The sequence below is a fragment of the Pseudomonas sp. RC2C2 genome (genome assembly GCF_018390435.1).
GTDB lineage: Bacteria > Pseudomonadota > Gammaproteobacteria > Pseudomonadales > Pseudomonadaceae > Aquipseudomonas > Aquipseudomonas donghuensis.
In genome coordinates this window covers 759,671-783,616 of the sequence record NZ_JAHBAX010000002.1, presented here as the reverse complement: position 1 = coordinate 783,616, position 23,946 = coordinate 759,671, and the positions used below count along the sequence as shown (strand labels likewise).

20 protein-coding genes and 2 pseudogenes are annotated in these 23,946 nt (G+C 61.3%); 13 read left to right on the top strand and 9 right to left on the bottom strand.

What is annotated here, in order from left to right:
• Window positions 1-336 precede the first annotated feature (336 nt).
• Window positions 337-1,563 carry an MFS transporter gene (locus KHO53_RS22235; protein ID WP_213570876.1) on the top strand — a complete coding sequence of 409 codons (1,227 nt, stop codon included), beginning with the start codon at window positions 337-339 and terminating at the stop codon, window positions 1,561-1,563.
• Between the two features lie 40 nt (window positions 1,564-1,603).
• Here KHO53_RS22235 and KHO53_RS22230 read toward each other — a convergent pair whose 3' ends face one another.
• Entirely contained in the window at window positions 1,604-2,602 is a 999-nt protein-coding gene (locus tag KHO53_RS22230) for a cyclase family protein (RefSeq protein WP_010221882.1), read from the bottom strand.
• 98 nt (window positions 2,603-2,700) lie between these two features.
• Between KHO53_RS22230 and KHO53_RS22225 the strand changes: the two genes are divergently transcribed.
• The gene (locus KHO53_RS22225) at window positions 2,701-3,597 is read left to right on the top strand and encodes a LysR family transcriptional regulator (protein ID WP_213570875.1); all 897 of its coding nucleotides are present in this window, start codon (window positions 2,701-2,703) and stop codon (window positions 3,595-3,597) included.
• Window positions 3,598-3,611: 14 nt separating this feature from the next.
• On the opposite strand, the gene KHO53_RS22220 is transcribed toward KHO53_RS22225, so the two are convergent.
• Together KHO53_RS22220 and KHO53_RS22215 are read right to left on the bottom strand one after the other, a co-directional pair.
• Window positions 3,612-4,067 carry a GNAT family N-acetyltransferase gene (locus KHO53_RS22220; RefSeq protein WP_213570874.1) on the bottom strand — a complete coding sequence of 152 codons (456 nt, stop codon included), beginning with the start codon at window positions 4,065-4,067 and terminating at the stop codon, window positions 3,612-3,614.
• Window positions 4,068-4,110: 43 nt separating this feature from the next.
• A complete protein-coding gene (locus KHO53_RS22215) occupies window positions 4,111-4,764 on the bottom strand; it encodes a TetR/AcrR family transcriptional regulator (RefSeq protein ID WP_213570873.1) in 654 nt (217 codons plus the stop codon).
• Window positions 4,765-4,872: 108 nt separating this feature from the next.
• Here KHO53_RS22215 and KHO53_RS22210 point away from each other — a divergent pair, with 108 nt between their 5' ends.
• From KHO53_RS22210 to KHO53_RS22165, 10 genes and pseudogenes are all read left to right on the top strand, one after another.
• The gene (locus tag KHO53_RS22210; protein WP_213570872.1) at window positions 4,873-6,666 is read left to right on the top strand and encodes an ABC transporter ATP-binding protein; all 1,794 of its coding nucleotides are present in this window, start codon (window positions 4,873-4,875) and stop codon (window positions 6,664-6,666) included.
• The gene (locus KHO53_RS22205; RefSeq protein ID WP_213570871.1) at window positions 6,660-8,417 is read left to right on the top strand and encodes an ABC transporter ATP-binding protein; all 1,758 of its coding nucleotides are present in this window, start codon (window positions 6,660-6,662) and stop codon (window positions 8,415-8,417) included. The genes KHO53_RS22210 and KHO53_RS22205 overlap by 7 nt, the downstream gene beginning before the upstream one ends.
• Window positions 8,417-9,358: an ABC transporter permease gene (locus KHO53_RS22200; protein ID WP_213570870.1), complete on the top strand. Its 942-nt coding sequence runs from the start codon at window positions 8,417-8,419 to the stop codon at window positions 9,356-9,358. Before KHO53_RS22205 ends, KHO53_RS22200 begins: the two co-directional genes overlap by 1 nt.
• Complete coding sequence (locus KHO53_RS22195; protein WP_213570869.1) at window positions 9,355-10,296, top strand: iron chelate uptake ABC transporter family permease subunit; 942 nt, start codon at window positions 9,355-9,357, stop codon at window positions 10,294-10,296. The genes KHO53_RS22200 and KHO53_RS22195 overlap by 4 nt, the downstream gene beginning before the upstream one ends.
• Complete coding sequence (locus KHO53_RS22190; RefSeq protein WP_213570868.1) at window positions 10,293-11,069, top strand: iron ABC transporter ATP-binding protein; 777 nt, start codon at window positions 10,293-10,295, stop codon at window positions 11,067-11,069. Before KHO53_RS22195 ends, KHO53_RS22190 begins: the two co-directional genes overlap by 4 nt.
• On the top strand, window positions 11,066-12,055 hold the full coding sequence (locus KHO53_RS22185) for a siderophore ABC transporter substrate-binding protein (RefSeq protein WP_213570867.1): 990 nt from the start codon (window positions 11,066-11,068) through the stop codon (window positions 12,053-12,055). Before KHO53_RS22190 ends, KHO53_RS22185 begins: the two co-directional genes overlap by 4 nt.
• Before the next feature lie 101 nt (window positions 12,056-12,156).
• Window positions 12,157-14,397: a TonB-dependent receptor gene (locus tag KHO53_RS22180; RefSeq protein WP_213570866.1), complete on the top strand. Its 2,241-nt coding sequence runs from the start codon at window positions 12,157-12,159 to the stop codon at window positions 14,395-14,397.
• A 50-nt stretch (window positions 14,398-14,447) separates the two neighbouring features.
• A pseudogene (locus KHO53_RS22175) lies at window positions 14,448-14,636 on the top strand (transposase); the annotation flags it as partial.
• Window positions 14,637-14,821: 185 nt separating this feature from the next.
• Window positions 14,822-15,238: a hypothetical protein gene (locus KHO53_RS22170; RefSeq protein WP_213570865.1), complete on the top strand. Its 417-nt coding sequence runs from the start codon at window positions 14,822-14,824 to the stop codon at window positions 15,236-15,238.
• 332 nt (window positions 15,239-15,570) lie between these two features.
• A pseudogene (locus KHO53_RS22165) lies at window positions 15,571-16,833 on the top strand (OprD family porin).
• Between the two features lie 94 nt (window positions 16,834-16,927).
• Here KHO53_RS22165 and KHO53_RS22160 read toward each other — a convergent pair.
• The 5 genes from KHO53_RS22160 to KHO53_RS22140 form a co-directional block, all read right to left on the bottom strand.
• A complete protein-coding gene (locus KHO53_RS22160) occupies window positions 16,928-18,769 on the bottom strand; it encodes an amidohydrolase (RefSeq protein WP_213571258.1) in 1,842 nt (613 codons plus the stop codon).
• 239 nt (window positions 18,770-19,008) lie between these two features.
• Window positions 19,009-19,821, bottom strand: a complete 813-nt coding sequence (locus tag KHO53_RS22155; protein ID WP_213570864.1) for an antibiotic biosynthesis monooxygenase — start codon at window positions 19,819-19,821, stop codon at window positions 19,009-19,011.
• A 28-nt stretch (window positions 19,822-19,849) separates the two neighbouring features.
• Complete coding sequence (locus tag KHO53_RS22150) at window positions 19,850-20,863, bottom strand: alpha/beta hydrolase (RefSeq protein WP_213570863.1); 1,014 nt, start codon at window positions 20,861-20,863, stop codon at window positions 19,850-19,852.
• Between the two features lie 32 nt (window positions 20,864-20,895).
• Window positions 20,896-21,315, bottom strand: coding sequence for an organic hydroperoxide resistance protein (locus tag KHO53_RS22145; protein ID WP_213570862.1), 420 nt, complete (start codon window positions 21,313-21,315; stop codon window positions 20,896-20,898).
• A gap of 173 nt (window positions 21,316-21,488) precedes the next feature.
• The gene (locus KHO53_RS22140) at window positions 21,489-22,175 is read right to left on the bottom strand and encodes a hydrolase (RefSeq protein WP_085717858.1); all 687 of its coding nucleotides are present in this window, start codon (window positions 22,173-22,175) and stop codon (window positions 21,489-21,491) included.
• 259 nt (window positions 22,176-22,434) lie between these two features.
• Between KHO53_RS22140 and KHO53_RS22135 the strand changes: the two genes are divergently transcribed.
• Window positions 22,435-22,896, top strand: a complete 462-nt coding sequence (locus tag KHO53_RS22135; RefSeq protein ID WP_213570861.1) for a RidA family protein — start codon at window positions 22,435-22,437, stop codon at window positions 22,894-22,896.
• 20 nt (window positions 22,897-22,916) lie between these two features.
• Here the strand turns inward: KHO53_RS22135 and KHO53_RS22130 are convergent, their stop codons facing one another.
• Window positions 22,917-23,885 (bottom strand): LysR family transcriptional regulator, encoded by a 969-nt coding sequence (locus KHO53_RS22130; RefSeq protein WP_213570860.1) that lies wholly within the window; start codon window positions 23,883-23,885, stop codon window positions 22,917-22,919.
• Window positions 23,886-23,946 lie beyond the last annotated feature (61 nt).

Sequence of the window (23,946 nt, the reverse complement as noted above, 5' to 3'; positions counted from 1 at the left end):
TCGCGATTCGCGATCGATCATCCTTGTGGGGGTATCGGGATATTTTTGGGGGTATACTCTGAGCCATTCGATTTAAAACTACCGGCCTAGAGCCATGTCCAAATGCTCTTTGGCCCCCCTATAGCCTTTAATCACTGCCCCTCCTGGTATACCGCTACGGAGCGGCATTAAAGCCTCCGCCTGAACACTGCTCTGTTCCGCCCTTCATCGATCACACTGATGATTACTATCGAGCCGCCTGCCTGTCGGCTCGCCAAGCCCTTCTCATACAATCGCCTGCAAATTCCCCCCGCTCGCCCGCCTCAGGCGGCAGTCCCTCTTGGAACCCAGCACACCATGCCAAGCCCCAGCCAGGCCTCTCACGGCCGTCCCGAACATAATCAACAGAGCGTCAAACAGCAGTGGCTGGCGATTCTCTCGGTCGCTGTGGGGGCCTTCGCCCTGGTGACTAGTGAGTTTCTTCCGGTCGGTGTACTCAACGATGTCGCCAGCGACCTGGGCATCAGTGCCGGCCAAGCCGGCCTGATGGTCACCCTACCAGGCATAATGGCCGCCCTCGCCGCGCCCTTGCTGTCGGTGGGTATCGGCGCGCTGGATCGTCGCTATCTGCTAATCGGCCTGACGCTGATCATGATCATCGCCAACGCGGTGGTGGCCTACGCCAGCGACTTCGGCCTGCTGCTGTTCGGCCGCGTGCTGTTGGGCATCAGCATCGGCGGTTTCTGGGCTACCGCTATTGCCCTGAGTGGACGTCTGGCGCCCAAGGGCGTGGGGGTTGCGCAGGCCACCTCAATCATCATGATCGGTGTAACTCTAGCTACCGTGCTCGGCGTGCCGGTAGGCACCTGGCTTAGCGGTCTGATGGGCTGGCGCATGACGTTCCTAGTCACCGCACTGGTGGGCGTACCGGTGCTGCTGGCGCAAGTCTTCCTACTACCGCGGCTCAACCCCGACAAGGCGATTCGCATCAGCGACCTGCCGACCCTGTTCATCCATCCACAAGCGCGGGTGGGCTTGATCGCCGTATTGCTGATTGGCCTGGCGCACTTTGCCGCGTACACCTATGTCGCCCCCTTCTTCAAACAAAGCTCAGGCTTCGATGGGCCGACCATTGGTTCACTGTTGCTGCTGTATGGGGTGGCCGGGGTGGCGGGGAACATCTTCGCCGGTTTTGCCGCCAACCGAAGCGTGCGTCACACCCTGTTGCTGGTGGCACTGATGATCGGCACCAGCACCGCCCTGTTCCCGTACTTCGCCACCGGCATGACCGGCGCCGCGATGCTGATCGCGCTCTGGGGCTTTGCCTTCGGCGCCTTCCCCGCCTGCGCCAGCATCTGGATGTTCGTGGTGGCGCCCAAGGATGTCGAACGCGGCATGCCCCTGTTCGTCGCCATGTTTCAGGTGATCATCGCCTTGGGCTCGTTCTTCGGCGGGCGGATCGTAGACCAGCTGGGCAGCTCGGTGCTGCTGAGCCTGGCCACGGCCCTGGTGGGCTGCGGCTTTGTCACGGTGCTGGTGCTGGGGCGCAAGGTCAGTAACAGCCTGGCGGCGCAACCCTGCTAACAGCACGTCGACCCGCCTGTAAGAACGTGGCGCCCCACCGTCAGCGGACCGGTAAGGCCATGGGCCGCATCGGTGCCGCATCGGCGCCACGCAATTTCAAGGAAGCACCGATAAAGGCGAATTCATAGACACGGTCCTTCGACAAGCCTTCCAGATTCACCAGCTCAATAATCGGAGCGCCCTGCATGGCCAGCAGATAGGTGTGTAAGGGCAGGTAGTTGCCCTCGACTTCCGAGGGGAAGGTCTCGAAGCTCAGGTTGTCGGCCCCGACCACCATGGCGCCACCGTCCTTGACCAGGAATTTCGCCGCATTCAGGCTCAGCCCCGGCGGGTTGGCCATGTAGGCCTGGGCGTGTTCATAGTCGCGCATGCGTCCGGTACGGATCAGCACCACGTCACCCTTCTCCAGCGTCACGCCCTGCTTTTCAAGCGCCTGCTGCAGATCGCTGCGGGTGATGCGGTAGTTGTCCGGCAACTGCTCCACACCCTTGGCCACCGCGACATCGATCATTACCCCGCGAGCGATGATCGGCGGCAGTTTCTCTGCGCCCGTGACACGCCAGCCACGATCACCCAGGTGCTCGTCGGCGCTGAAGCCGTTCCAGATTTTTCCATCGAGGCCGAAATGGTTAAGCGCGTCGATATGGGTACCCATGTGCGCATACATGGAAATCGCCGAGCCGCTGTAGCTGACGTGCTGGTTCATCTGTTCGCCGACTTGCATCGGGTCGGCAATCACGTTGCCGTGGGGGGTATGGGTCATCCACATCTGGTAGGGCGGATCTCCTGCAGCTTGCCAGCTGGGCATGCCGACAAAGTACTCCACCGCGAGATCGTAGGCCTGGGCGCCGTTGACCCGGGCCATGATTGCCGCCTGCGATTGCGGGGTCATCAGGTTGAGGCGGCCGATTTCGTCCTTCTCGCCCCAGGGGCTGATACCTACCTCGGGCTTGGCCAGTGCCACAGCACTGCCCAGTGCGCCGAGCACCGACAGGACGGTCAGTCCGGCAAGTTTTTTTATCCACGAACGCTGCTGCATGGGATTACTCCTCATTGGGGAAGTGCTCATGGTATTAGCCGTGAAATAATAGATAATCAGGCGTCTGGTTAATTGATATTCAACCCAAGAGAAATTATATGGATGTATTGCTGGGCATGCGTACCTTTCGCCGTGTGGTTGAGCGTGGCAGCTTCAGCCTGGCGGCTGTCGACTTGGAGCAATCCACTGCGGCGGTGAGCAAGCAAGTGCGGCAACTGGAGGCGCGCCTGGGCAGCCTGTTGCTGCTGCGCACAACCCGCCGCATGAGCCTGTCGGAGGCGGGTCAAGCCTACTTCAGCGAATGCTGCCACCTGCTCGACGAACTGGACGCCCTGGAGCGCGCGACCCAAAGCGGTTCCAGCGAGCCCAGCGGGCGTTTGCGGGTGAACGCACCGCTATCGTTTGGGCTCAAGGTGCTGTCGCCGATCCTGGTGGAATTCATGCAGCGCTACCTGGAACTCAAGGTCGAGCTCACGCTCGATGACCGCCTGCTGGACGTGGTGAGCGAGGGGTTTGATGTGTCGCTGCGGATTCGCAGCCACTTGCCGGACTCCTCGCTGGTTGCCCGGCGCCTGGGCGACGTTGCGCAGATAATCTGTGCTGCGCCGACCTACCTGCAGGCCAATGGCACGCCGCAGAGCGTCGACGACCTGCGCGCGCATAGCTGCCTGGCCTATCGTCTGGCGGAGCATCCCGGCAGTTGGCATTTGCAGGGGCCACAAGGCAACAGCCGCCTGGAGCTACCCGTGCGCCTGGCGGTAGATAACAGCCTGATGTTGAGCGACATGCTCCTGGCCGGCCTGGGTGTTGGCGCCCTGCCCTCGTTCATTGCCCAGCCCTTGCTCGACAGTGGGCAGTTGGTGCAATTGCTTCCTGGGCAATCGATGCCGCGACGCTCGATCTTTGCGCTGTATGCGAGTCATCGGCATGTGCCGCAGAAGGTGCGGGTGTTTGTGGACTTTCTGGCCGATGCGCTGGAAGCAGGCGGGCGATAGGTTGCGGTTGAGCACTACCGAACCAATGGCTTCGACATGATGATGGTGCGTTCGGACCCGTGGAGTGCGTCGCGGTTTTTTGTAAATCCAAGCGAAGCATAAAAGCCTTCAGCGGTAATCGAAGAAGGAACGCGCAACTGGTCAAGTCCTGCTGCGATAGCTATTGATTGAATGCTTGTCATCAGCTGTCTGCCGATACCCTTACCTTGATGGGCCGGTTCGACAAACACACTTCGGATAATGTCCTGGTCAAGGCTGGCTGTTGCGACGATATCGCTTTCGAGCGTTGCTACGAGCACCTGGCGCTGCGTTAACAAAAGAACAATCGCCTGGGGAGAAAAGCTTTGCTCCACTTGCGCGATGATTTCGGATGAATAGTTCTGAGCATTCGACCCTCGGAGGGTGCCGATGATGAGCCGGCTAATGGCTGGGGCATCTGCGTTCGTTGCGGTTCGAATCAGGCAATCCATTTATGCAACTCCTTCCGTGTGATGACTTGATCGTAGTGAGCGGTCATTCCTGGTAATGCGCTGGCACGCCTGCCTGCCTCTTCGTCAATTCTTCCCCATCCAAAATCAACAAAACCCCCACAATCAACGCCTTCATCCCCTCCTCCAACTCAACCTCCATTTCCGACTCCTCCCCAACTCGATCCGCCACCAACACCGGCTCCCGCCCCGACACCGTGTAAACCGTATCGGCCACCGCAAACCCGTGAAACGCTACCGTGGACAACACCCAGCGCGCCTGCTCCAGGCTCAGCCCATAAGCCTGGGCAATATGCGCTTGATGGTCGTTGATCTTGCCGATCATCGCTTGCGTCGACGCCAACCTGCGAATCACGTACGGCGTCAGCCCCGGGTGGGCCTTGACGAATGCCTGCACCGACGCGGCAAAGCGGCTCAGGTAGGCGTGCAACCCTTCCGTTGCATCCCCGCCCGCCTGCGGGATCTGCCAGCGCTGGAAGATTTCTTCAGCCACCAGGCACTTCAGCGCCTCGATGTTCGGCACGTGCTTGTACAGCGCCATATGGCTCACACCCAACGCCGCGGCCACGCCAACGAAGGTGAGGCTGGGCAAGCCGATGGCGATGCTCACGTCGGCAATCCGTTCTCGGGTGATGGTGCGCGGACGACCACGTCCAGGCGTTCGTTCTGATGGCTGCATCTGCTACTCCAGCGTTCTGAAGACAGTCTTGTAGCTGTCTTGTCGGGTTTTCGCAAATTAGTTTATAGTCATTCAACTAATTAATTTGCAGTTGCCCAGGCCCGCTTCATGCCCAATTCGTCTTCACCCCTTCAAGATGCCGCCCCTGCCAACGGCAAGGCGCGCGGCCCTCTCAACCGCGTGCTCAGGCCCATTCGCGGGCGGCTGGTCATCGCGGTATCGCTGGCAGCACTTGGGTCGATGCTGACCCTGGTGCCCCTCGCGGGTATCGCGCACATCGTAGGCCTGGCGTTGACGGCTGCCGGCACGTCAGATGCGATTGGCTGGGTCGTGGCGGCCAGCGTCGCCTGCCTGTTCATCGGCATGCTGATGATCACCGCCGGCGAACTGCTGGCGCACCAGGCCGACAACCACATCACCCATCACCTGCGCGTGGCCATCGGCCAACGCCTGATGCAGGTGCCGCTCGGCTGGTTCAGCGAGCGCGCATCGAGCGAGGTGAAACGGACGATGCAGGACGACATCGGCACCCTGCACAGTCTGACTGCGCACTTCTTCACCACCCTCGGCCGTGCCTCGGGTGCCGTGCTGATCTCCGTGGTCTACCTGGTGGCCATGGACTGGCGCCTGGCCCTGCTGGCCCTGCTGCCCTTCCCTGCGTTCTTCCTGTTCCTGCAGCGCGCCATCAAGGCCAGCGCCGCGCATATGGGCGAGGTGGCTGGCGGCATGGCGCGCATCGACAATGCCGTGGTGGAGTTCATCAACGGCATGCCGCTGGTGAAGGCGTTCGGCGACCACGGCAACGCGCAAGACCGCTACCGCGCAGCGGTGGATGAGTTCGCCAGTATCTTCACCAGTTTCACCCGCCCACTGGTGGCGTCGATGGCCAAGGCCAACGCGTTGATCGCGCCGGTGTCAGTGCTGGGCCTGGTGCTGCTGACCGGCACGCTGTTCGTGGCTCTGGGCTGGGCCGAGCCGCTGCAGATTCTGCCCTTCGCCCTGGTGACGCCGGGCCTGTGCGCGCCCTTGCAGTTGTTGCACTACATCACCCACGACCTGCACAACGCCGTCGGCGCGGCCCAGCGTGTACAGGCTCTGCTGGACACGCCAGTGCTGCCGGCCCCTGCTATGGCTCAGTTGCCCACGGGCGACGAGGTGCGCGTTGAACAGCTCGGCCACGCCTATGCCCCCGGCCACAATGTACTCAGCGAGATCAGCTTCACCTTGGCGCCGGGCACCACCACGGCCATTGTCGGCCCGTCCGGCGCAGGCAAGTCGACCCTAGTGCGCCTGCTGCTGCGTTTCTTCGACCCCACTGCTGGGCGCATTAGCCTGGGCGGCGTCGATCTGCGGGACATCGCGCCGCGCGAGCTGTACCAGCGCATCGGGTTCGTGCTGCAGGAGGTGCGCCTGATCCACGCCAGCGTGGCCGAGAACATCGCCCTGGGCCGACCGACAGCGACCCGCGAGGAGATCGAGGCGGCGGCACGCCTGGCCAATATCCATCACCGTCTTGTGCAACTGCCACGCGGTTACGACTCGGTGATCGGTGAGGACGCGCAACTGTCCGGGGGTGAACAGCAACGCCTGAGCATCGCCCGCGCCGTGCTTCTCGACCCGCCCATTCTGATTCTCGACGAGGCCACCGCAGCCGCCGACGCGCAAAGCGAAGCGGCAATCCAGGATGCCCTGTCGCGCTTCGCCGCCGGGCGCACCCTGCTGGTTATCGCGCATCGCATGGACACGGTGATGCACGCCGAGCAGATCCTGGTGATCGACGAAGGCGTGCTGTGCGAACAGGGCCGGCACACCGAACTGCTCGCACGCCAGGGGCTGTATGCCCGGCTATGGACGCAGGGCCGTTACCAGGACACCGTGAAAAAGGCACTGCCGACATGCTGAACACCCTCCTTCGACTGCTGGGCGGCAGCGCCCCGGTGCTGCGCCGCTACCTGCTGATGACCGTGCTCTACGGCGTATTCAGTGGCCTGACGATCAGCGTGCTGGTGCCGATCATGCTTCACCTGCTCACTGGCGATCTGCGTGACGCCGCCGCCTGGCTGGCGCTGCTGGCGGCCGGCATGACCCTGTGCTGGGTGTGGCGGCGCCAGGTGGAACAGACCGGCATCGCCCTGGCGGTTGCAGTGCTGCAAGGCGGCCGCCAGCGCCTCGGCGCGCACGTCGCGCAATTGCCGCTGGGCTGGTTCAGCGCCGACAACACCGCCCGCCTCGCGCATGTGATCACCCAGGGCACGATGGCCGTGGCCCAGTTGCCGGCCCATGTGTTCACGCCGTTGATCAGTGGCAGCGTGATGCCTCTGGTGCTGGTGCTGGTGCTGCTCGCGCTGCACGGACCACTGGGCCTGGTTGCCCTGCTGGCATTGCCGGCCCTGGTAGTAATGTTGCTGCTCAGCGCACGCCTGGGGCGCAGTGCCGACCAGACCTTTCACCAGAACTTCGCCGAAGCCAGCCAGCGCATGCTCGAGTTCGCCCAGGCCCAGTCGGTGCTGCGTGCTTTCAATGGCGCCGGTGGCGGCACGCGCTTGCTGGAGCAGAGCCTGGCGCGCCAGCAGCGTAGCGGCATGGGCCTGATCGTCCGCGCGGCGCTGTCGGCGCTGCTCAGCAGCTGGGCCGTGCAGGCGACCTTTTCGGCACTGCTGATTGTCGCCGGCCTCTGGCTCGGCAGCCAGGCCGGTGCCCAGCCGCAGGATGCGCTTGCGCTGATCGTGGCGCTGGTAGTGGCCTGTCGCTTCATCGATCCGTTGCAGGACTTGGCCAGCCACGTCGAGATCCTGCGCGAGGCGCAGGGTCAACTCAAGGAGATCGAACGCATCCTGGCTGCCACGCCCCTAGCCCAACCCACTTCGCCGCAGATGCCGGTGGATGGCGCCATCGAGCTGCGCGAGGTGACCTTGCGCTATCACGACGACGGCCCCGACGTGCTGCATGAGGTTGACCTGCACATCCCGGCCGGCACCATGACGGCGATCATCGGCCCGTCGGGCTCGGGCAAGACTTCCCTGATGCGCCTGATCGCACGGTTCTTCGATACGACCCAAGGCAGCGTGTGGATCGGCGGCGTGGATGTACGACAGATCGCCCGCGTCAACTTGACCGAAACGGTCAGCCAGGTGCTGCAGGATACTTGGCTGTTCCAGGGCAGCATCGCCGCCAACATTCGCATCGGCAAACCCGAGGCCAGTGATGTAGACATACTCCAGGCGGCCCACATGGCGGGATTGACGCCCCTCATCGAATGTTTACCGCAGGGCCTCGACACGCCGGTGGGCGAAGGCGGCGCGCGGCTCTCAGGCGGTGAACGCCAGCGGGTGAGCATCGCCCGCGCTCTGATCAGGCAAACGCCGGTGCTGCTGGTGGACGAAGCCACCGCGGCCCTCGACGCCGAGAACCAGGCGCTGATTGCCCAGACCCTGCATAACCTGCGCGGGCGCTGCACCCAGGTGATCATCGCTCACCAGCTCAGTACGGTGGCCATGGCCGACCACATCGTGGTGCTTGAAGCCGGCCAGGTCGTCGAGCAAGGTTCCCCGGCCGAGTTGCGCGCCCGCGACGGGCGCTACGCGCAGTTCCTCGACCAGCGTCGCGCCGCCGATGGCTGGCGGATTGCGACACCGAGGGTGGAACACGACTGATGCGCTGGTCCTGGCTTGCCCTGTTCTTCCTGTTGTGCACGGCCTCGTTGGCGGTTGGCGCCCGCGCGCTGGCATGGCCTGAGCTCTTCAGTTGGCATGGTGACACCTGGCTGACGCTCACCGCCAGCCGTCTGCCACGCCTGGCCGCGCTGATTCTGGTCGGCATTGGCCTGGCAGTCTGCGGGGTGATCCTGCAGCAGGTCGTGCGTAACCGCTTCGTCGAGCCAGGCACCACCGGCGGGCTGGATGCCGCCCGTCTGGGCATCCTGGTGTCGCTGGGTGTGGCCCCGGCGGCCGGGGCGCTGCCGCGGATGCTGTTCGCCCTGGCGTTCTGCTTTGTCGCCAGCCTGGTGTTCGTCGCGATCATCCGCCGTATCCGCGCCCGCAACGCAGTGCTGGTGCCGGTGATCGGCCTGATGTATGGCGGCGTGCTGAGCGCGCTGGCCGAGTTCTATGCCTACCGCTTCAACCTGCTGCAAAGCATGCAAGGCTGGTTGCTGGGCGATTTTTCCAAGGTGGTGCAAGGGCGTTACGAGATCCTCTACCTGATCCTGCCGATCGTGCTGCTCACTTACCTTTATGCGCAGCGTTTCACGGTGCTCGCTATGGGCGAAGGCATGGCCACCAGCCTCGGCCTGAACTACACCGCCAACGTGGCGCTGGGCCTGATCCTGGTGGCAGTGACGGAATCGGCCAGTGTGATCGCCGTTGGCGCGATCCCCTTCGTCGGCCTGGTGGTGCCCAACCTGATTGCGCTGCGCCATGGCGACAACCTGCGCCGTACCCTGCCGCTGGTGGCGCTGGGTGGTGCGGCGTTGATGCTGGTCTGCGATCTGCTCGGGCGGCTGCTGATCTACCCGTTCGAAGTGCCCATCGGTCTGACAGCGGGCGGCCTGGGCGGGCTGATTTTCCTCGGGCTGATCGTCTGGAGGCAACGATGAGGGGCCATCGCGTGGTGTGGGGGGTGGTCGTTGCCCTGGCCCTGCTGTTCCTGTTCGCCAACGCCGGGCTGGACTTCGACTATGTGATCCCCAAACGCCTGGCGCGGCTGGCGGCTATGGTCATCGGCGGGGTGTGCGTGGCCTGCGCGGCCATCGCCTTCCAGACACTCACCGGCAACCGCATCCTCACCCCGGCGATCATGAGCTATGAGGCCATCTACCTGCTGCTGCAGGCATTGCTGGTCCTGGCCATGGGCGTGCAGGGGCTGCTGGTGTTCGGCAGTGACGGCAACTTCCTGGTGTCGCTGCTGTTGATGCTGGGCTACTCATGGGCCCTGCACCGCTGGCTGTTCCGTGACGGCAAAAGCAACGTGTACTTCCTGCTGCTGATCGGGCTGGTACTGGGCCTGATCATGGCCACCCTCACCCAGTTCGTCCAGCTCAAGGTCAGCCCTGGCGAATTCTCGATGCTGCTGGGCTACACCCAGGCTTCGTTCAACCGCGCCTCGCCACAACTGTTGATGTATTCGGCGGTGCTGGTCGCGGCGTTGTGCGCGGTGCTGGCCAGGGCCGTGCCGGAGCTGGATGTGCTGGCACTTGGGCGAGACCAGGCGCTGTCCCTGGGCGTGGACTACCGGCGCACTGTTCGCCTGCAACTGGCGGTGATCGCGGCGCTGGTGGCGGTATCGACCAGCCTGCTCGGGCCAACCGCGTTCATGGGCGTGTTCGTCGCCAACATCACCTACGCCGTGGCCGGCACATTCCGCCACCGGGTCACACTGGTGCTGGGTAGCGCCGTGGCCATTGCCGTGTTCATTGCCGCGCAACTGCTGGTCGAGCATGTTTTCAACTACAGGACCACCGTCGGCATCCTCGTGAACCTGGTGTGTGGCACTTATTTCCTCGCCTTGATGGTGCGTAACCGGGGAGCCGCATGATTAGCGTCCACAACCTGCATAAAACCTACGGCAGCAAGGCTGTGCTGAGCGGCGTGAACGTGAGTTTCCCACGCCAGCGGCTGACCTCGCTGATCGGCCCCAACGGCGCTGGCAAGACTACCTTGCTGATGCTACTGGCACGCCTGCTGGAACCCGGCAGCGGTGACATCCGCCTGGACGGGCGCAGTATCGGCTGCATGGCCATCGGCGACTACGCCCGGCGCGTGGCCACCCTGCGCCAGTCGGTCGAATTCAATCTGCGCCTGACCGTCGACGAACTGGTGGCGTTCGGGCGTTTCCCCTACAGCCGGGGCGCGCTCACCCGTGCAGACTACCAGGCGATCGACGAAGCCATCGGCTTTCTGGCGCTGGAGCCACTGCGCCACCGCTACCTCGACGAGCTCAGCGGCGGCCAGCGGCAAATGGCGTTTCTGGCCATGACCATCGCCCAGCAAACCGACTACCTGCTGCTGGATGAGCCGCTGAACAACCTCGACATGCGCCATGCGGTGCAGATCATGCGCGCGCTGCGCCGCCTCTGCGACGAGTTCGGCCGCACGGTGATTCTGGTTGTGCACGACATCAACTTCGCCGCCAGCTACTCCGACTGCATCGTCGCTATGAAAGGCGGTCAGGTCCATTGCAGCGGCAGCGTGGACGAGGTGGTCACCGAACAACAGCTATACGCGCTGTACGGGCTGGAGTTCGAAATCACCCAGGGCGCGCGCGGCCGCTTGTGCAACTACTTCAACCCACCCGGAGAACTGCGATGAACCGTAACCACTCCGCCGGCAACTGGCCGCTGGCGCTGCTGCTGGGCGCCTGCCTGGCACTGCACGGCTGCGACGAGCTTTCGGCCGACACCCCGGCAGCGGAAAAAACCGCCACCCGTGGCGACTATCAACCGGTCACGCTGCAGCACAAGCTGGGCACAACACTGATCAGCCAGCTGCCACAGCGCACCGTCGCCCTGGACATGAACGAGGTCGACTTCCTCGACCAGCTGGGCGTGGCGGTGGCGGGCATGCCCAAGGACTTTGTTCCGCACTTCCTGGCTCGCTACCGGGACGCTGTGCAGGTCGCGGATGTCGGCTCGATCGTGCAGCCCAACCTGGAGCGGGTGCACGCCGCCCGGCCGGACCTGATCCTGATCACCTCGCTGCAAGCCAACCACTATGCCGAACTGAGCGAAATGGCGCCGACGCTGCACTTCGATGTGGATTACCGCGACAGCGAAACCGGGCATGTCGAGGTGGTCAAGCAGCACCTGGCCAGCCTTGGGCAGGTGTTCGGCAAGCAGGAACTGGCGCGACAGAAGACTGCCGAGCTGGAGGCAAAACTGGCGCAGGTGCGCAGCATTACCCGCGACCGTCCGGAGCGGGCCCTGGTGGTGCTGCATAACAACGGTGCTTTCAGCGCCTTTGGCAGGCAATCCCGTTACGGCTTCCTCTTCAACGACCTGGGCGTCAAGCCGGCCACCACCACCCTCGATACCGGCCTGCATGGCCAGCCGATTTCCAGCGAATTCATCCAGCAGGCCAACCCCGACATCCTGTTCGTGGTGGACCGCACGGCAGTGATGGAACACCGCCCGCTGATGACTGCTGACACCCTCAGCAACCCACTGCTGCGCCAGACCAATGCCTGGAAGCACAGCCGCGTGGTGTTCGTCGACCCCGAGGCCTGGTACGTCACCGCAGCCAGCCCAACCTCGCTGGCGTTGATCGCCGACGACGTGATCAAGGGGTATCGGGACTGAGCCATGCCGAAGGTGCGTCCGCACCCTTGTTTTTACGCATAGTTCTCATTTGCCTTACGTCTTAGTTTTGAATTTTAAATTGATGCTAATGGAGCTGTAGCGTGTCCAACCGTCCCTTGTTCGCTCAACCATCCCCTGCCCTCGCCATACCTTCACTGCAGCGCACCCCGCTGGCCCACGCCGTGCTGGTAGGGCTTGCCCTGAGCAACTGCGCGTTGCTGTCGACGCCAGCCCGTGCCGAAACTCTCGCCGCCGACAGCCAGACCGCTGTCGAAGAAACCCCAGTGACCGAACTGCCCGCCACTCTGATCGACGCCCAGGCCACCGCCGCCGACCCACTCCCCCCCGCCTATGCCGGTGGCCAGGTGGCCACGGGCGGACGGGTCGGGCTGCTGGGCAGCAAGGACTTCATGGAGACGCCGTTCAGCACCGTCAGCTACACCGATACCTATATCCAGGACCTGCAGGCCAGGGACATCACCGGCGTCATCGCCGCCACCGACCCATCGGTGTTCAGCAACGGCCTTACCGGCACCTTCAGCGAGAACTATTCGATCCGCGGCTTCCAGACCAGCATCAGCGACATGACCGTCGATGGCCTGTTCGGCATGGCCCCTTACTCCCGCGCCTCGCCCGAAATGTACGAGCGCATCGAAGTGCTGAAAGGCCCGTCTGCCATGCTCAATGGCATTCCGCCCGGTGGCTCGGTGGGGGGTATCGTCAACCTCATTCCCAAGCGTGCCGCGGACACCCCGCTGACTCGCCTCACCGCCACCTACGCCTCGGACGCCCAGTTCGGCGGCCATGTCGACGTGGGCAGGCGCTTCGGTGAAGACAACCAGTTCGGCGTGCGTTTCAACGGCATGTACCGCGACGGCGATACCGCCATCGATGCTCAGCACCAGCACAACGTGCTGTCCTCGCTGTCCCTGGACTGGCGCGGCGAGCGTGCCAAGCTGTCGCTCGACCTGTTCGACAGCGACGACCATATCCGTGGCCAGAACCGGGGCATGGGGTTGAAGGACGGCCTGGCTGTACCCAAGCCACCCAAGAATGACACGTTGCTCAACCCCGACTGGGCGTACGTTCAAACCAAGGACAAGGGTGTCATCCTGCGCGGCGAATATGAACTGAACGATCAGCTGCTGGCCTATGGCGCAATCGGTACCAGCAAGACCGACTACCAGTACAGCGGCGCGATGATCGCAACGGTGATCAACGACGCCGGCGACTTCACCACTTCGATGGGCCAACTGAAAACGCAGCTGCACAAGACTTCCGCCGAGGTCGGGCTGCGCGGGCATTTCGATACCTTTGGCATCAACCATCAGTGGTCGGTAAACGCGACCCAGTACAGCGAGACGAAAAAGGACTTCGGCCGCCGCTCGGCCGGCGCGCCATGGACGACCAATATCTATCATCCCGTCTGGGGCCCGAAGGCGCCGGAAGCCTTTCCGCAGATCGGCCACACGGAAGATGACCTGAAAAGCTATGGCATCGCCGACACCCTGTCGGTGCTGGACGATCGGGTGCAACTGACCCTGGGCGTACGCCGTCAGGAAGTAGTCACCGACACCTTCAACATTGCGACCGGCGCCCGCAACAAGCCCGGCTACGATACCCACGCCACCACACCCGCCGGGGCGATTCTGTTCAAGCTGACCGACGAGCTGTCGCTGTACGCCAATTACATCGAAGGCCTGAGCAAAGGCGCCGCCGCACCGATCACCGCCGCCAACTTCGGCGACGTGTTCGCACCCTACAAAACCAAGCAGAAGGAAATCGGCCTGAAGCTCGACCTGGGCACGTTCAGTCACACCCTCGCGCTCTACGAAATCAAGCGCCCCAGCAGCTACACCGACCCGGTCACCGATATTTTCTCGTTCGGAGGCGAGCAGCGTAACCGCGGGGTGGAATGGAGCTTCTTCGGCGTGCCACTTTCCGAGGTGCGTCTCATGGGGGGCGTGGCCTATGTCGATCCCAAGCTGACCAAAACCGAGGGCGGCGAAGATGACGGCAAGACGGCAACGGCGTACCCGAAACTGCAAGGCAAGCTGGGCATGGAATGGGACCTTCCCGGCCTTCACGGCCTGACTTTGACGGGCAACGTCACATCGCAGTCCAAGCAGTACATCAGTTCCGACAACAGCCTGTCGATTCCGGGCTACACCCTCTTCGACATTGGCGCGCGTTTCACTACCCAAGTCGCCAGCAAACCGGTCACTTTGCGCGCCAACATCGCCAACCTGAGCGACAAGGACTATTGGGGCGTACCGCTGACCCAATCCCTGGGATTGGGGGCGCCGCGGACCTATGAGCTGTCGGCAACAGTCGACTTCTAGCCTTGCCGCGACACTGACCAAAGGCTCAGCCCAGCACTCTGCAATGCTGGGCTGATGTCGCCGAGAGCCTGGGAATGTCCGTTCTCAGCCTCTACGCCTGGATCAAGCTCTACAGAAAGCCCCAAGAACAACGTCAGCAAGCCGAGCTGCGTCAGCTTCGCGCCAAACTCAAGCGCGTGACAGAAGAACGAGACATCTTAAAAAATGGCCGCCGCGTACTTTGCCAAGGAGTGCGGCTGGTCAATGAAGCCCAGGATGAGCAGCGACCTGGCTATCGACGCGATGCTGATGGCGGTGTGGCGGCGTACCCCAAACAAGAAGGACAAAGACAATCCACTATATAACGACAGCATGAATGGGGCCGAGGTAAAATTCGACTCAGCAGGCCGCCCGTTCACTGCCTTCCCAACTAAATGAGGCTCTGATGTTATTAGATAATGATTCGGGTACTCCCTACCTTCCAACACCAGCATATTTTTTAGGTGGGTTTGATATCTATGACAGAGAGGAAACACTAGGTGTTGAACTCGAAGCTTACGATCCGGAAAATCCAAAAAATCGTATTGAGCTGATAGAAAAATACTGCCTCAATAGATACGAAAATATTTCCTACAGACATAAATTTGTTCTTTTGAAATCTTTGGAAAGTGCGCTGCTTGACAAGAATTTCGACTTCGGAAGCTTACTTGAGGATGATCTTGAAGAGTATTCTTCATTTCCGTCAGGATGGGATGAAATGAAAAATCCAAGAGATTTTTTTGAGGAAATCTTTAGACTCGCAAGCGAAAAATGGAAAGAAGATTTAGCCAGAGCATGTCTTGAAGACCCATCGATTTGGTAAAACCGTTCAGTGTGAGGCAAACCTCGCCATTTATAATACTGAGGATTTCCACCACCAATTATTGAATGCTCATTTGTCCATAACGTGGTGGTTCGTTTAGGGCATCGGGGCGAGGTGTTCAGCGGCTCGGAGGTTGGTGCTGACTAGATCCATGGCAAAACCGCTTGGCTGTGGCGATGTTGGTTAAGCATTCACTTTTAGTTCACGAATACGTGGAGGCCGGGAAGCTGCACAAGGATTTCTATGCAAAGTGTTCAGCACCTAGCACACCGTTACAAGACCCCAAGCCTACCAATCCCCCAAAGTTCCGGATCATCCCACCCGGAGCCACCATGATCCGCGCACCTCACGGACCAGGCCGCATCCTGCTCGCTACTCTCACCCTTTGCCCGCTGCTCAGCCAGGCCGAAGAGGCTGGCTGGTCGCTGCTCAGTCGTAACTACTTCCTGCACAGCGACTTCCGCTCACTGTCCCGAAGCGGCCAGAACTATCGCCAGGAATGGGCTCAAGGCTTCATCGGCGAGGTCCGCTCAGGCTTTACCGAGGGCACTGTTGGTGTCGGTATTGATGCTCACGGGTTCCTCGCTTTCAAGTTAGACGGGACGCGTGGCCATGCCGGCACCGGGCTGCTGCCGCGTGACAGCGAGGACCGTGCCGAGTCCGATTACTCCAGTGCAGGCGCCGCACTCAAGTTGCGCCTGGGCAACACCCAACTGGGCTACGGCGAGATGATGGTGGAGACCCCGGTGTTCGACACAGGCGACAAACGTCTGCACCCTGAATACGCCACTGGCTGGTTCTTGGAGAACACGGATCTGCCCGATTGGCGTTTGCAGGCAGGGCGTTTCACCGCCTTCAACAATCAGGACAACAGCTCAACACATGATGACCTCAGTGACTACGGCGCGACGACTCAGAATCGCGCCATCAGCCTGGCCGGCGCTACGTTTGCGCCGGATGGCCCGTTTGGAGGGGCGCTGTACGCGGGGGAGCTAGAAGATACGTGGCGTCAGGCCTACCTCAACCTGAGCATGGCTGAAGGTAATTGGCGCTTGAATGGCAACATCTACAAGACCCGTGATACCGACAAAGCCAGTGGAGGAGCAATCGACACCCTCGCGTACAGCGTGCTGGCTAAATACAGCTTCGGCGCTCAGGCGCTGGGCGTGGCCTACCAGAAGGTTGAGGGTAATACCCCATTCGACTTCGTCGGAGGCGACTCCATCTACCTGGCCAACTCGATCAAGTACGCCGACTTCAACGGCCCAGAGGAACGTTCATAGCAGCTACGCTACGACCTCAACTTCGCTACCCTCGGTGTGCCCGGCTTGAGCCTGATGGGTCGGTACGTCAGCGGTCGCGGTATTGATGGTATACATGCGCCGGCTGGCGGTGTTTATGTCGACCAACAAGGCCAGGGTGGTAAGCATTGGGAACGCGATATTGACCTGAAGCATGTGGTGCAGTCGGGGGCGGCAAAGGACCTTAGCCTGTCGCTCTCCCACGCCAGTCACCGCGCCAACCAGGCCCAGGCGGGTGACGACATTGACCGTATCTACCTGATCAACAAGTACCCGCTTAAAGGCAGCGTCTGAAGTCATGCATTCAGCGTGTGGCCCTGCTTGCTGAGGTTGGGGCAGAATCAAAAAAAGGGCCATCGTGGCCCCTTTTTTTCGACATCACATCAGCTTAGAAAGCAAAGCACGAACAGCCCAGCGCACCCCAGAAACCCTGGAAGTCGTTCACCGGTACACTCGATTGACGCGCCTTCTCATGGCTGTGCGCATGAACCCCGCACGGCCCCGAGCACTGGTGCACGGCTGCCGCCAGCGACGGCGTGCCCACGCGCCAGTGCCCCGGCACCTTGACCACGGGCGACCACTCCGGCAGTACTGGCACCTGTGGTGGGCCGAGGCGATCGAATTCGCCCGCCGCATACACCACCTTGCCGTCGACGATGGTCAGCACCGATTCGATGCCCTTGATCGCTTCTTCTTCGACGCTGAAGAAGTCCAGCGACAGCGCTGCCAAGTCGGCCAGCTGGCCTACCTTGATCTGACCCTTCTTGCCCTGCTCGCTGGAGAACCAGGCGCTGCCTTGGGTGAAGAGCTGCAGTGCGGTGTCGCGGTCCAGGCCTTCTGGGTACAGCTCCATGCCACCAACGGTCTTGCCGCTAACCAGCCAGTACAGCGAAGTCCAGGGGTTGTAGCTGGACACGCGGGTGGCGTCGGTACCGGCGCCCACCGGCACGCCCATTTCGAGCATGCGCTTGATCGGTGGGGTCTGCTCGGCAGCTTTAGCGCCGTAACGGTCGACGAAGTACTCACCCTGGAAGGCCATGCGATCCTGAATGGCGATACCACCGCCCAGGGCACGCACGCGCTCGATGTTCTGTGGGGTGATGGTTTCGGCGTGGTCGAAGAACCACGGCAGGCCGTTGAACGGGATGTCGCGGTTGACCTTCTCGAACACGTCGAGCATACGTGTGATCGATTCGTTGTAGGTGGCGTGCAGGCGGAACGGCCAGCGTTGCTCGACCAGGTGGCGCACCACCGGCTCCAGATCTTCTTCCATGGTCTGTGGCAGGTCCGGACGCGGCTCGAGGAAGTCTTCGAAGTCGGCGGCGGAGAACACTAGCATCTCGCCGGCGCCGTTGTGGCGCAGGAAGTCAGTACCGCTGTGCAGCTTGACGCTGGAGGTCCACTTGCGGAAGTCGTCCAGCTCTTCCTTGGGCTTCTGGGTGAACAGGTTGTAGGCGATGCGCACGGTCAGCTGGTTGTTGTCGGCCAGCTCTTGGATCACCGAGTAGTCGTCGGGGAAGTTCTGGTAGCCGCCACCGGCGTCGATGGCGCTGGTCAGGCCCAAGCGGTTCAGCTCACGCATGAACTGGCGGGTGGAGTTGATTTGGTACTCCAGCGGCAGCTTCGGCCCTTTGGCCAGGGTGGCGTAGAGGATCATTGCGTTGGGACGGGCGATCAGCATGCCGGTCGGGTTGCCGAATTTATCGCGCTGGATCTCGCCACCCGGCGGGTTCGGGGTGGTCTTGTCGTAGCCGACGGCCTTGAGCGCGGCGCGGTTGAGCAGCGCACGGTCGTACAGGTGCAGCAGGAACACTGGGGTGTCAGGGGCGGCCTGGTTGATTTCTTCCAGGGTCGGCATGCGCTTTTCAGCGAATTGGAATTCGTTCCAGCCACCGACCACGCGCACCCACTGCGGGGTGGGTGTGCGTGCCGCTTGATCCTTGAGCATGCGCAGGGCATCGGCCACCGACGGCACGCCTTCCCAGCGCAGCTCCAGGTTGTAGTTCAGACCACCACGGATCAGGTGCAAGTGCGAGTCGTTCAGGCCCGGGATCACCGTGCGCTGCTTTAGGTCGATGATCTGGGTGGCGCTACCCTTGTGGGCCATGGCCTCGGCGTCGTTGCCAACGGCGATGAAGCGGCCATCCTTGATGGCGACTGCAGTGGCCGTGGGCTTCTCACGGTCGACCGTGTGCAGTTTGCCGTTGAACAGAATCAGGTCGGCGGTCATGGAACCTCCTTGAATGGATGCTTGGGCGGAACCGGCTGCGCCGGTGAAGGGCAATGCAGACCAGATCGCGCCGGCGGCACCGAGTACGGTGCTGGTGGCGAGGAACTGGCGACGAGTCTTGTCGTTTTGATCCTGGGACATATTCAACTCCGTGTGAGTGCTGCGGCGACAGGCGTAACCGTAGAGCATGCCAGCTGCTATATGGCTGAGGATTGGACGGATGTGCGGTTGACTATTGCTCAGCCACGCAGCCAGTTTGCACAGCGACGAGTTACCCAAGGCATGATGTAGAACACCACGGGCAAGATGACGAACACGTTGACGATCAGGTTGCTAGTGATCACGCCGCCCAGCTGCGGAAGGCGTGCAAAGAGCGGGGCCAGTAGCTGCGGGATGATCATGGTCATCGGGCAAATCACGAGGTAGGTCAGCAGCGCTTGCTTCCAGCGCGGCGGTTGCGGCGCGCTGACGCTCGGCGGGGTGAACCAGAACTCTGGGTCCTCATGTACCTGGATATGGTCGCCACCTTCGATTAGCGGCAGAACTTCCTCTACCAGCGCTTGGCGTTCCGTTGAATTGACCCAGGCCTGCAGCAGGCTGGAGTCGGCGAAGCGGACCACGGTGGTGTAATGCAAGCCACCATCGTCGGGACGGATAACGTTGGCATCTAAATGACCAGGCTGGCGACGCGCAGCGCTTACCGTGCGCTTGAGCCATTGCTCGTAATTTGCCAGCGAGTCAGGACGAGCCTTGTGTTGGATAACCAAAGTGACCACGTTGCGGTTGACCTGGAGTGCGGTGTTCATCGACGTTCCTTGGGATGAGCTTGCCCGCATCCACCGTGCAACAGCGAACGGGCGGAGATTGAGATGGAGATGCTGCCCATAGCGGGTACCGACTGGCGGTGCCCGGGGCGGTCGGCTTACTTGTTGGCAGCTGGTCATCAGTTGTGCGCCGGCCTGGCTCATGCGGTCATGGGCGGCGTCACGGGTCATGGCGTTGAAAGTGCCGGAGGCATCGGTGACCACGGACACGTCGAACTCTTCTTCCATGGCATACATCTCCGGTCTTGAGTGGGGGTCACTTCAAATGAACCTTCAGCTCTTCGGAAGCCTGCAGCATTGCAGAGCGTACCGCCGGAACCTGGCTGACCACGTTCAGCAAGCCGTAGTCATGGATCATGCCGTTGTAGCGCACCGCAGTGACCGGCACGCCGGCTTGGTCCAGTTTGCGAGCGTAGGCTTCCCCTTCGTCACGCAACACATCGGCACTCGCGGTCTGGACCAGCGCTGGCGGCAGGCCTTTCAACTGCTCAGTGGTAGCGCGCAGCGGCGAGGCGTAGATCTCGGCACGTTGCTTGGGGTCGGTGGTGTAGTTGTCCCAGAACCACTTCATCATGTTCTTGGTGAGGAAGTGCCTCTCGGCGTACTGGTTGTACGACGCTGTCTCGAAGTTGGCGTCGGTCACTGGCCACAGCAGCACCTGGTACTTAATGGCCGGGGTACCTTTATCCTTGGCCATCAGGCTGACCACGGCTGCCATGTTGCCGCCGACGCTGTTGCCTGCTACAGCCAGGCGCTTACCGTCGACATTGATTTCCTTGCCGTGCTCGGCCACCCATTTGGTTGCCCCGTAGGCCTGGTTGATTGCTGTCGGGTAGTGCGCTTCAGGGGACGGGGTGTAATTGACGAACACCGCCACCGCCCCGGACCCGACGACCAGATCGCGGACCAGGCGCTCATGGGTCGGGAAGTCGCCGAGCACCCAGCCACCGCCGTGGAAGTACATGAACACAGGCAAGGTCCCCTTCACACCCGCCGGACGCACGATGGTCAAGCTGATGTCCTGGCCGTCGACGGTGATGGTCTTCTCGCTGACATCCGCCTCGGGCAGTGTCAGTTTTACTCCGGCCTGAGCGCCGGTCAGTACCGCGCGGGCGTCCTTCGGCGAAAGCTGCTCGATGGGTTTACCACTGCCTGAGTTCAGTACATCGAGGAATGCCTGGGTGTTGTGTTCGACGCCAGAGTCAGCGAATGCGTTACCGATCGACAAGGCAAGGAGCGAGCCAACGAGTGCTTTGGTCAAAACGTTCATTTCATATCTCCTGTTTCTGGTGAGGCGGGAAGTTAGACGGTGACGTGCAGACGGACATCGACGTTGCCACGGGTTGCGTTGGAGTACGGACACACTTGGTGGGCCGCCTCCACCAACGCTTGTGCATCGGCTTGTTCCAGGCCTGGCAGGTTGATGTTCAGATCGATATCCAGGCCAAAGCCGCCTGGGATCTGGCCAATGCCGACCCGCGCAGTGATTGAGGCGTCGGCTGGAATGCTGCGTTTGCTCTGGCTGGCGACGAACTTCAGTGCACCGATGAAGCAGGCCGAGTAACCAGCGGCGAACAGTTGCTCAGGGTTGGTGGCATCACCACCGGCACCGCCCAATTCCTTCGGAGTGGTCAGTTTCACGTCGAGGTTCTTGTCGCTGGAGATGGCTCGGCCATCACGACCACCGGTTGCGGTTGCGACTGCGGTGTAGAGAACTTTCATGGCTTTCCTTACTTTTGAATGTCTTCGGGAACAGGATGCGAGCGCCTGACTCGAACAGCGCTGGGCATTGGAAATCCACAGAGGTTCCAGGCCAGGTTCGTTGACTCGGTTCAGTCGACTGCGCACCCTTCGCAAGTCTGTGAACAGCCCCTAGGGCAGGGGCTGGCGATGGCTCAGACAGATGCAGCGACAGGCGCCAAGGTGGGGCCATGCTGAACGCGCTCAGGCGCCTTGTGCACCATGGTGTAGGCGTAGTCGACGCCCATGCCATATGCACCAGAATGTTCCTTTACCAGTTCCATTACGGCGTCGTAGGTGTCGCGGTTCTTCCAGTCCCGTTGCCATTCCAGCAGCACCTGCTGCCAGGTCACCGGCACCACGCCGGCCTGGATCATGCGCTGCATGGCGTAATCGTGGGCTTCTTTGGTGGTGCCGCCGGAGGCGTCTGCAACCATATAGATTTCATAGCCGGCATCATTCATTGCCGACAGGGCGAAGGTGGCATTGCATACCTCGGTCCACAAGCCAGAGACGATGATCTTGTTTCGGCCATTTCTCTTGAGTGCGTCGCGGACCTTCTGATCATCCCAGGAATTCATGGAGGTGCGCTCCAGCAGCGGGGCGTCTGGGAATACTGCGAGTAGCTCGGGGTAGGTATGACCTGAGAAGCTCTCTGTCTCAACCGTGGTGAAGGTGGTGGGGACATTAAAAATCTTCGCGGCCTTGGCCAAGGCAACAGTGTTGTTTTTCAGCGTTTGCCGATCAATGCTCTGAACGCCGAAGGCCATCTGTGGCTGCTGATCAATGAAGATCAGTTGGCTATTAAGCGGAGTCAGGACTTCAGTTTTAGGATTGTTCATTTTTGTTTCCTTTCAGCTTGATGATGTTCAATCGCACAAGTCTCGGGGCCAGTACTTTGCAGGCATTACCGTAACCACAAGTGCCCTCCTCAGCGTCATTGCTTGAGGACGAGCAAACGATAACGAAACAAGGCGTCTTTCGGTGGCGCACTTTTGCGCTCCTATCGGCTCATTTTTGAGCCATTCAGTCCGCGATCACGCTGCTAGCATTCGCCCACTCATTCGGATCGAGCCGGTCCCTCATGTGCAGGAGAATGCAATGGCAGCTTCACAACCGTTCAACAAGCAGACCGCCTACTGGGGCGTTTCCTGGGAGGAGGCGTATGGCTATCCGCAGGCACGACGGGTAGGAAACGAGATCTACGTATCAGGTCAATTCAACCATGATGAGGAAGGTCAACTGGTAGCCCCGGCGCCGCTGAACGCCGACGGTAAGGCCAGTGATTTCTCTTCGATGGGAGAGCAGATGCGGGTCTCTTACGACAACATTTCAAAGCTGCTCGCCTTGTATGGCGCAACTATGCAAGATGTTGTCGAGGAAACGCTTTATGTGCTGGACATGGACGCTGCGTTCGCGGTAGTCGGCAAAGTGCGCAAGGCGGCCTATGGCACTGAGCGGCCTCAGTGCGCGAGCAATATCATTGGGGTGTCGAGACTTGCCCAGCGTCCGCAACTGATTGAGATCGTGTGCAAGGCCGTGATTGGCGCCCGAGACATCTGAGCTGCACTCCCGGTTTTGATCTAGGGGACCGGGAGTATCAATTGCCCCTCGACCAAGGGCTTTTGACTGGCCACGGCAGCGGCGCAGAAGGTCATGAATGCTTTGACTCGCCACGATTTTCGAATGTCCTGGTGAGTCAGCAGCCACAACTCATCCTGAAGCTCTGGCACCACCGGGCCGGCGCGTACCAACCCTGGGGTTATGTCGCCCAACATGCAGGGAAGGAATCCAAATCCCAGACCCGCCGCGATTGCAGTGCTTGCTGCTGCAACAGAATCGGTGCGGTACGCTATGTGCTCAGCAGCGACTCTGCTTTCGACATAGCTTGTCGCCTTCAAACCGCAGAGCGCTGCGGAGTATGACACCCATGCCTGGCCCTCTTCGAAAAGGGGCAAGGCAGTCATCTGCTTGGCGCAGCAGTAAGGTGCCCAGGCAATGTTCGCCAGTTTACGTCCCACCAGGCTTTCTGCAGGTTTTCTCGTCGCTCGAATCGCGATATCCGATTCATCCCGGGCGAGGCTAAGGGTTTCATTGCCCACCAGTACCTCGATGGTAATCCCCTCGTTCAGGGCCTTGAAGTCCGCGATGATGGGGGTGAAGAAGTACAGCAGCAGCGAGTCGCTGGTGGTAATTCGAAGTTTCCCGAGGGGGCCTTGGCCTGAACGTGAAACACGCCGCGTGACGCTGACGATATCCAACTCCACTCGCTCGGCGAGTGCTCGCAATTCAGCACCCTCGGCGGTGAGCAGGTACCCTGATTTGCGGTGATCGAACAGCGCGATGCCGAGCGTTCGCTCAACTTGAGCAACTCGGCGCGAAACGGTGGATACATTGATGCCAAGCTTTTTGGCCGTAGCCGAACGATTGCCGCAATCACTGAGCGTCTTGATGATGCGCAAGTCGTCCCACGAGAGCTGACTGACAGCCTCGCCTACGTCCCACTTCGTCCCATCAGGGGCAGCCGGAGCATTTTCAGTTGGCGATTTCACACAGTTCGTTCCAGATTCGGAGGCGCTGATGATACGAGAAGGGGTTGGGTAAAGCAGCCAT

Bases quoted from the DNA above. Each gene is read 5' to 3' on its own strand.
- KHO53_RS22235 (WP_213570876.1), top strand. From the start codon at position 337: ATGCCAAGCCCCAGCCAGGCCTCTCACGGCCGTCCCGAACATAATCAA.
- KHO53_RS22230 (WP_010221882.1), bottom strand. From the start codon at position 2,602: ATGCAGCAGCGTTCGTGGATAAAAAAACTTGCCGGACTGACCGTCCTG.
- KHO53_RS22225 (WP_213570875.1), top strand. From the start codon at position 2,701: ATGGATGTATTGCTGGGCATGCGTACCTTTCGCCGTGTGGTTGAGCGT.
- KHO53_RS22220 (WP_213570874.1), bottom strand. From the start codon at position 4,067: ATGGATTGCCTGATTCGAACCGCAACGAACGCAGATGCCCCAGCCATT.
- KHO53_RS22215 (WP_213570873.1), bottom strand. From the start codon at position 4,764: ATGCAGCCATCAGAACGAACGCCTGGACGTGGTCGTCCGCGCACCATC.
- KHO53_RS22210 (WP_213570872.1), top strand. From the start codon at position 4,873: ATGCCCAATTCGTCTTCACCCCTTCAAGATGCCGCCCCTGCCAACGGC.
- KHO53_RS22205 (WP_213570871.1), top strand. From the start codon at position 6,660: ATGCTGAACACCCTCCTTCGACTGCTGGGCGGCAGCGCCCCGGTGCTG.
- KHO53_RS22200 (WP_213570870.1), top strand. From the start codon at position 8,417: ATGCGCTGGTCCTGGCTTGCCCTGTTCTTCCTGTTGTGCACGGCCTCG.
- KHO53_RS22195 (WP_213570869.1), top strand. From the start codon at position 9,355: ATGAGGGGCCATCGCGTGGTGTGGGGGGTGGTCGTTGCCCTGGCCCTG.
- KHO53_RS22190 (WP_213570868.1), top strand. From the start codon at position 10,293: ATGATTAGCGTCCACAACCTGCATAAAACCTACGGCAGCAAGGCTGTG.
- KHO53_RS22185 (WP_213570867.1), top strand. From the start codon at position 11,066: ATGAACCGTAACCACTCCGCCGGCAACTGGCCGCTGGCGCTGCTGCTG.
- KHO53_RS22170 (WP_213570865.1), top strand. From the start codon at position 14,822: ATGTTATTAGATAATGATTCGGGTACTCCCTACCTTCCAACACCAGCA.
- KHO53_RS22160 (WP_213571258.1), bottom strand. From the start codon at position 18,769: ATGACCGCCGACCTGATTCTGTTCAACGGCAAACTGCACACGGTCGAC.
- KHO53_RS22155 (WP_213570864.1), bottom strand. From the start codon at position 19,821: ATGGAAGAAGAGTTCGACGTGTCCGTGGTCACCGATGCCTCCGGCACT.
- KHO53_RS22150 (WP_213570863.1), bottom strand. From the start codon at position 20,863: ATGAACGTTTTGACCAAAGCACTCGTTGGCTCGCTCCTTGCCTTGTCG.
- KHO53_RS22145 (WP_213570862.1), bottom strand. From the start codon at position 21,315: ATGAAAGTTCTCTACACCGCAGTCGCAACCGCAACCGGTGGTCGTGAT.
- KHO53_RS22140 (WP_085717858.1), bottom strand. From the start codon at position 22,175: ATGAACAATCCTAAAACTGAAGTCCTGACTCCGCTTAATAGCCAACTG.
- KHO53_RS22135 (WP_213570861.1), top strand. From the start codon at position 22,435: ATGGCAGCTTCACAACCGTTCAACAAGCAGACCGCCTACTGGGGCGTT.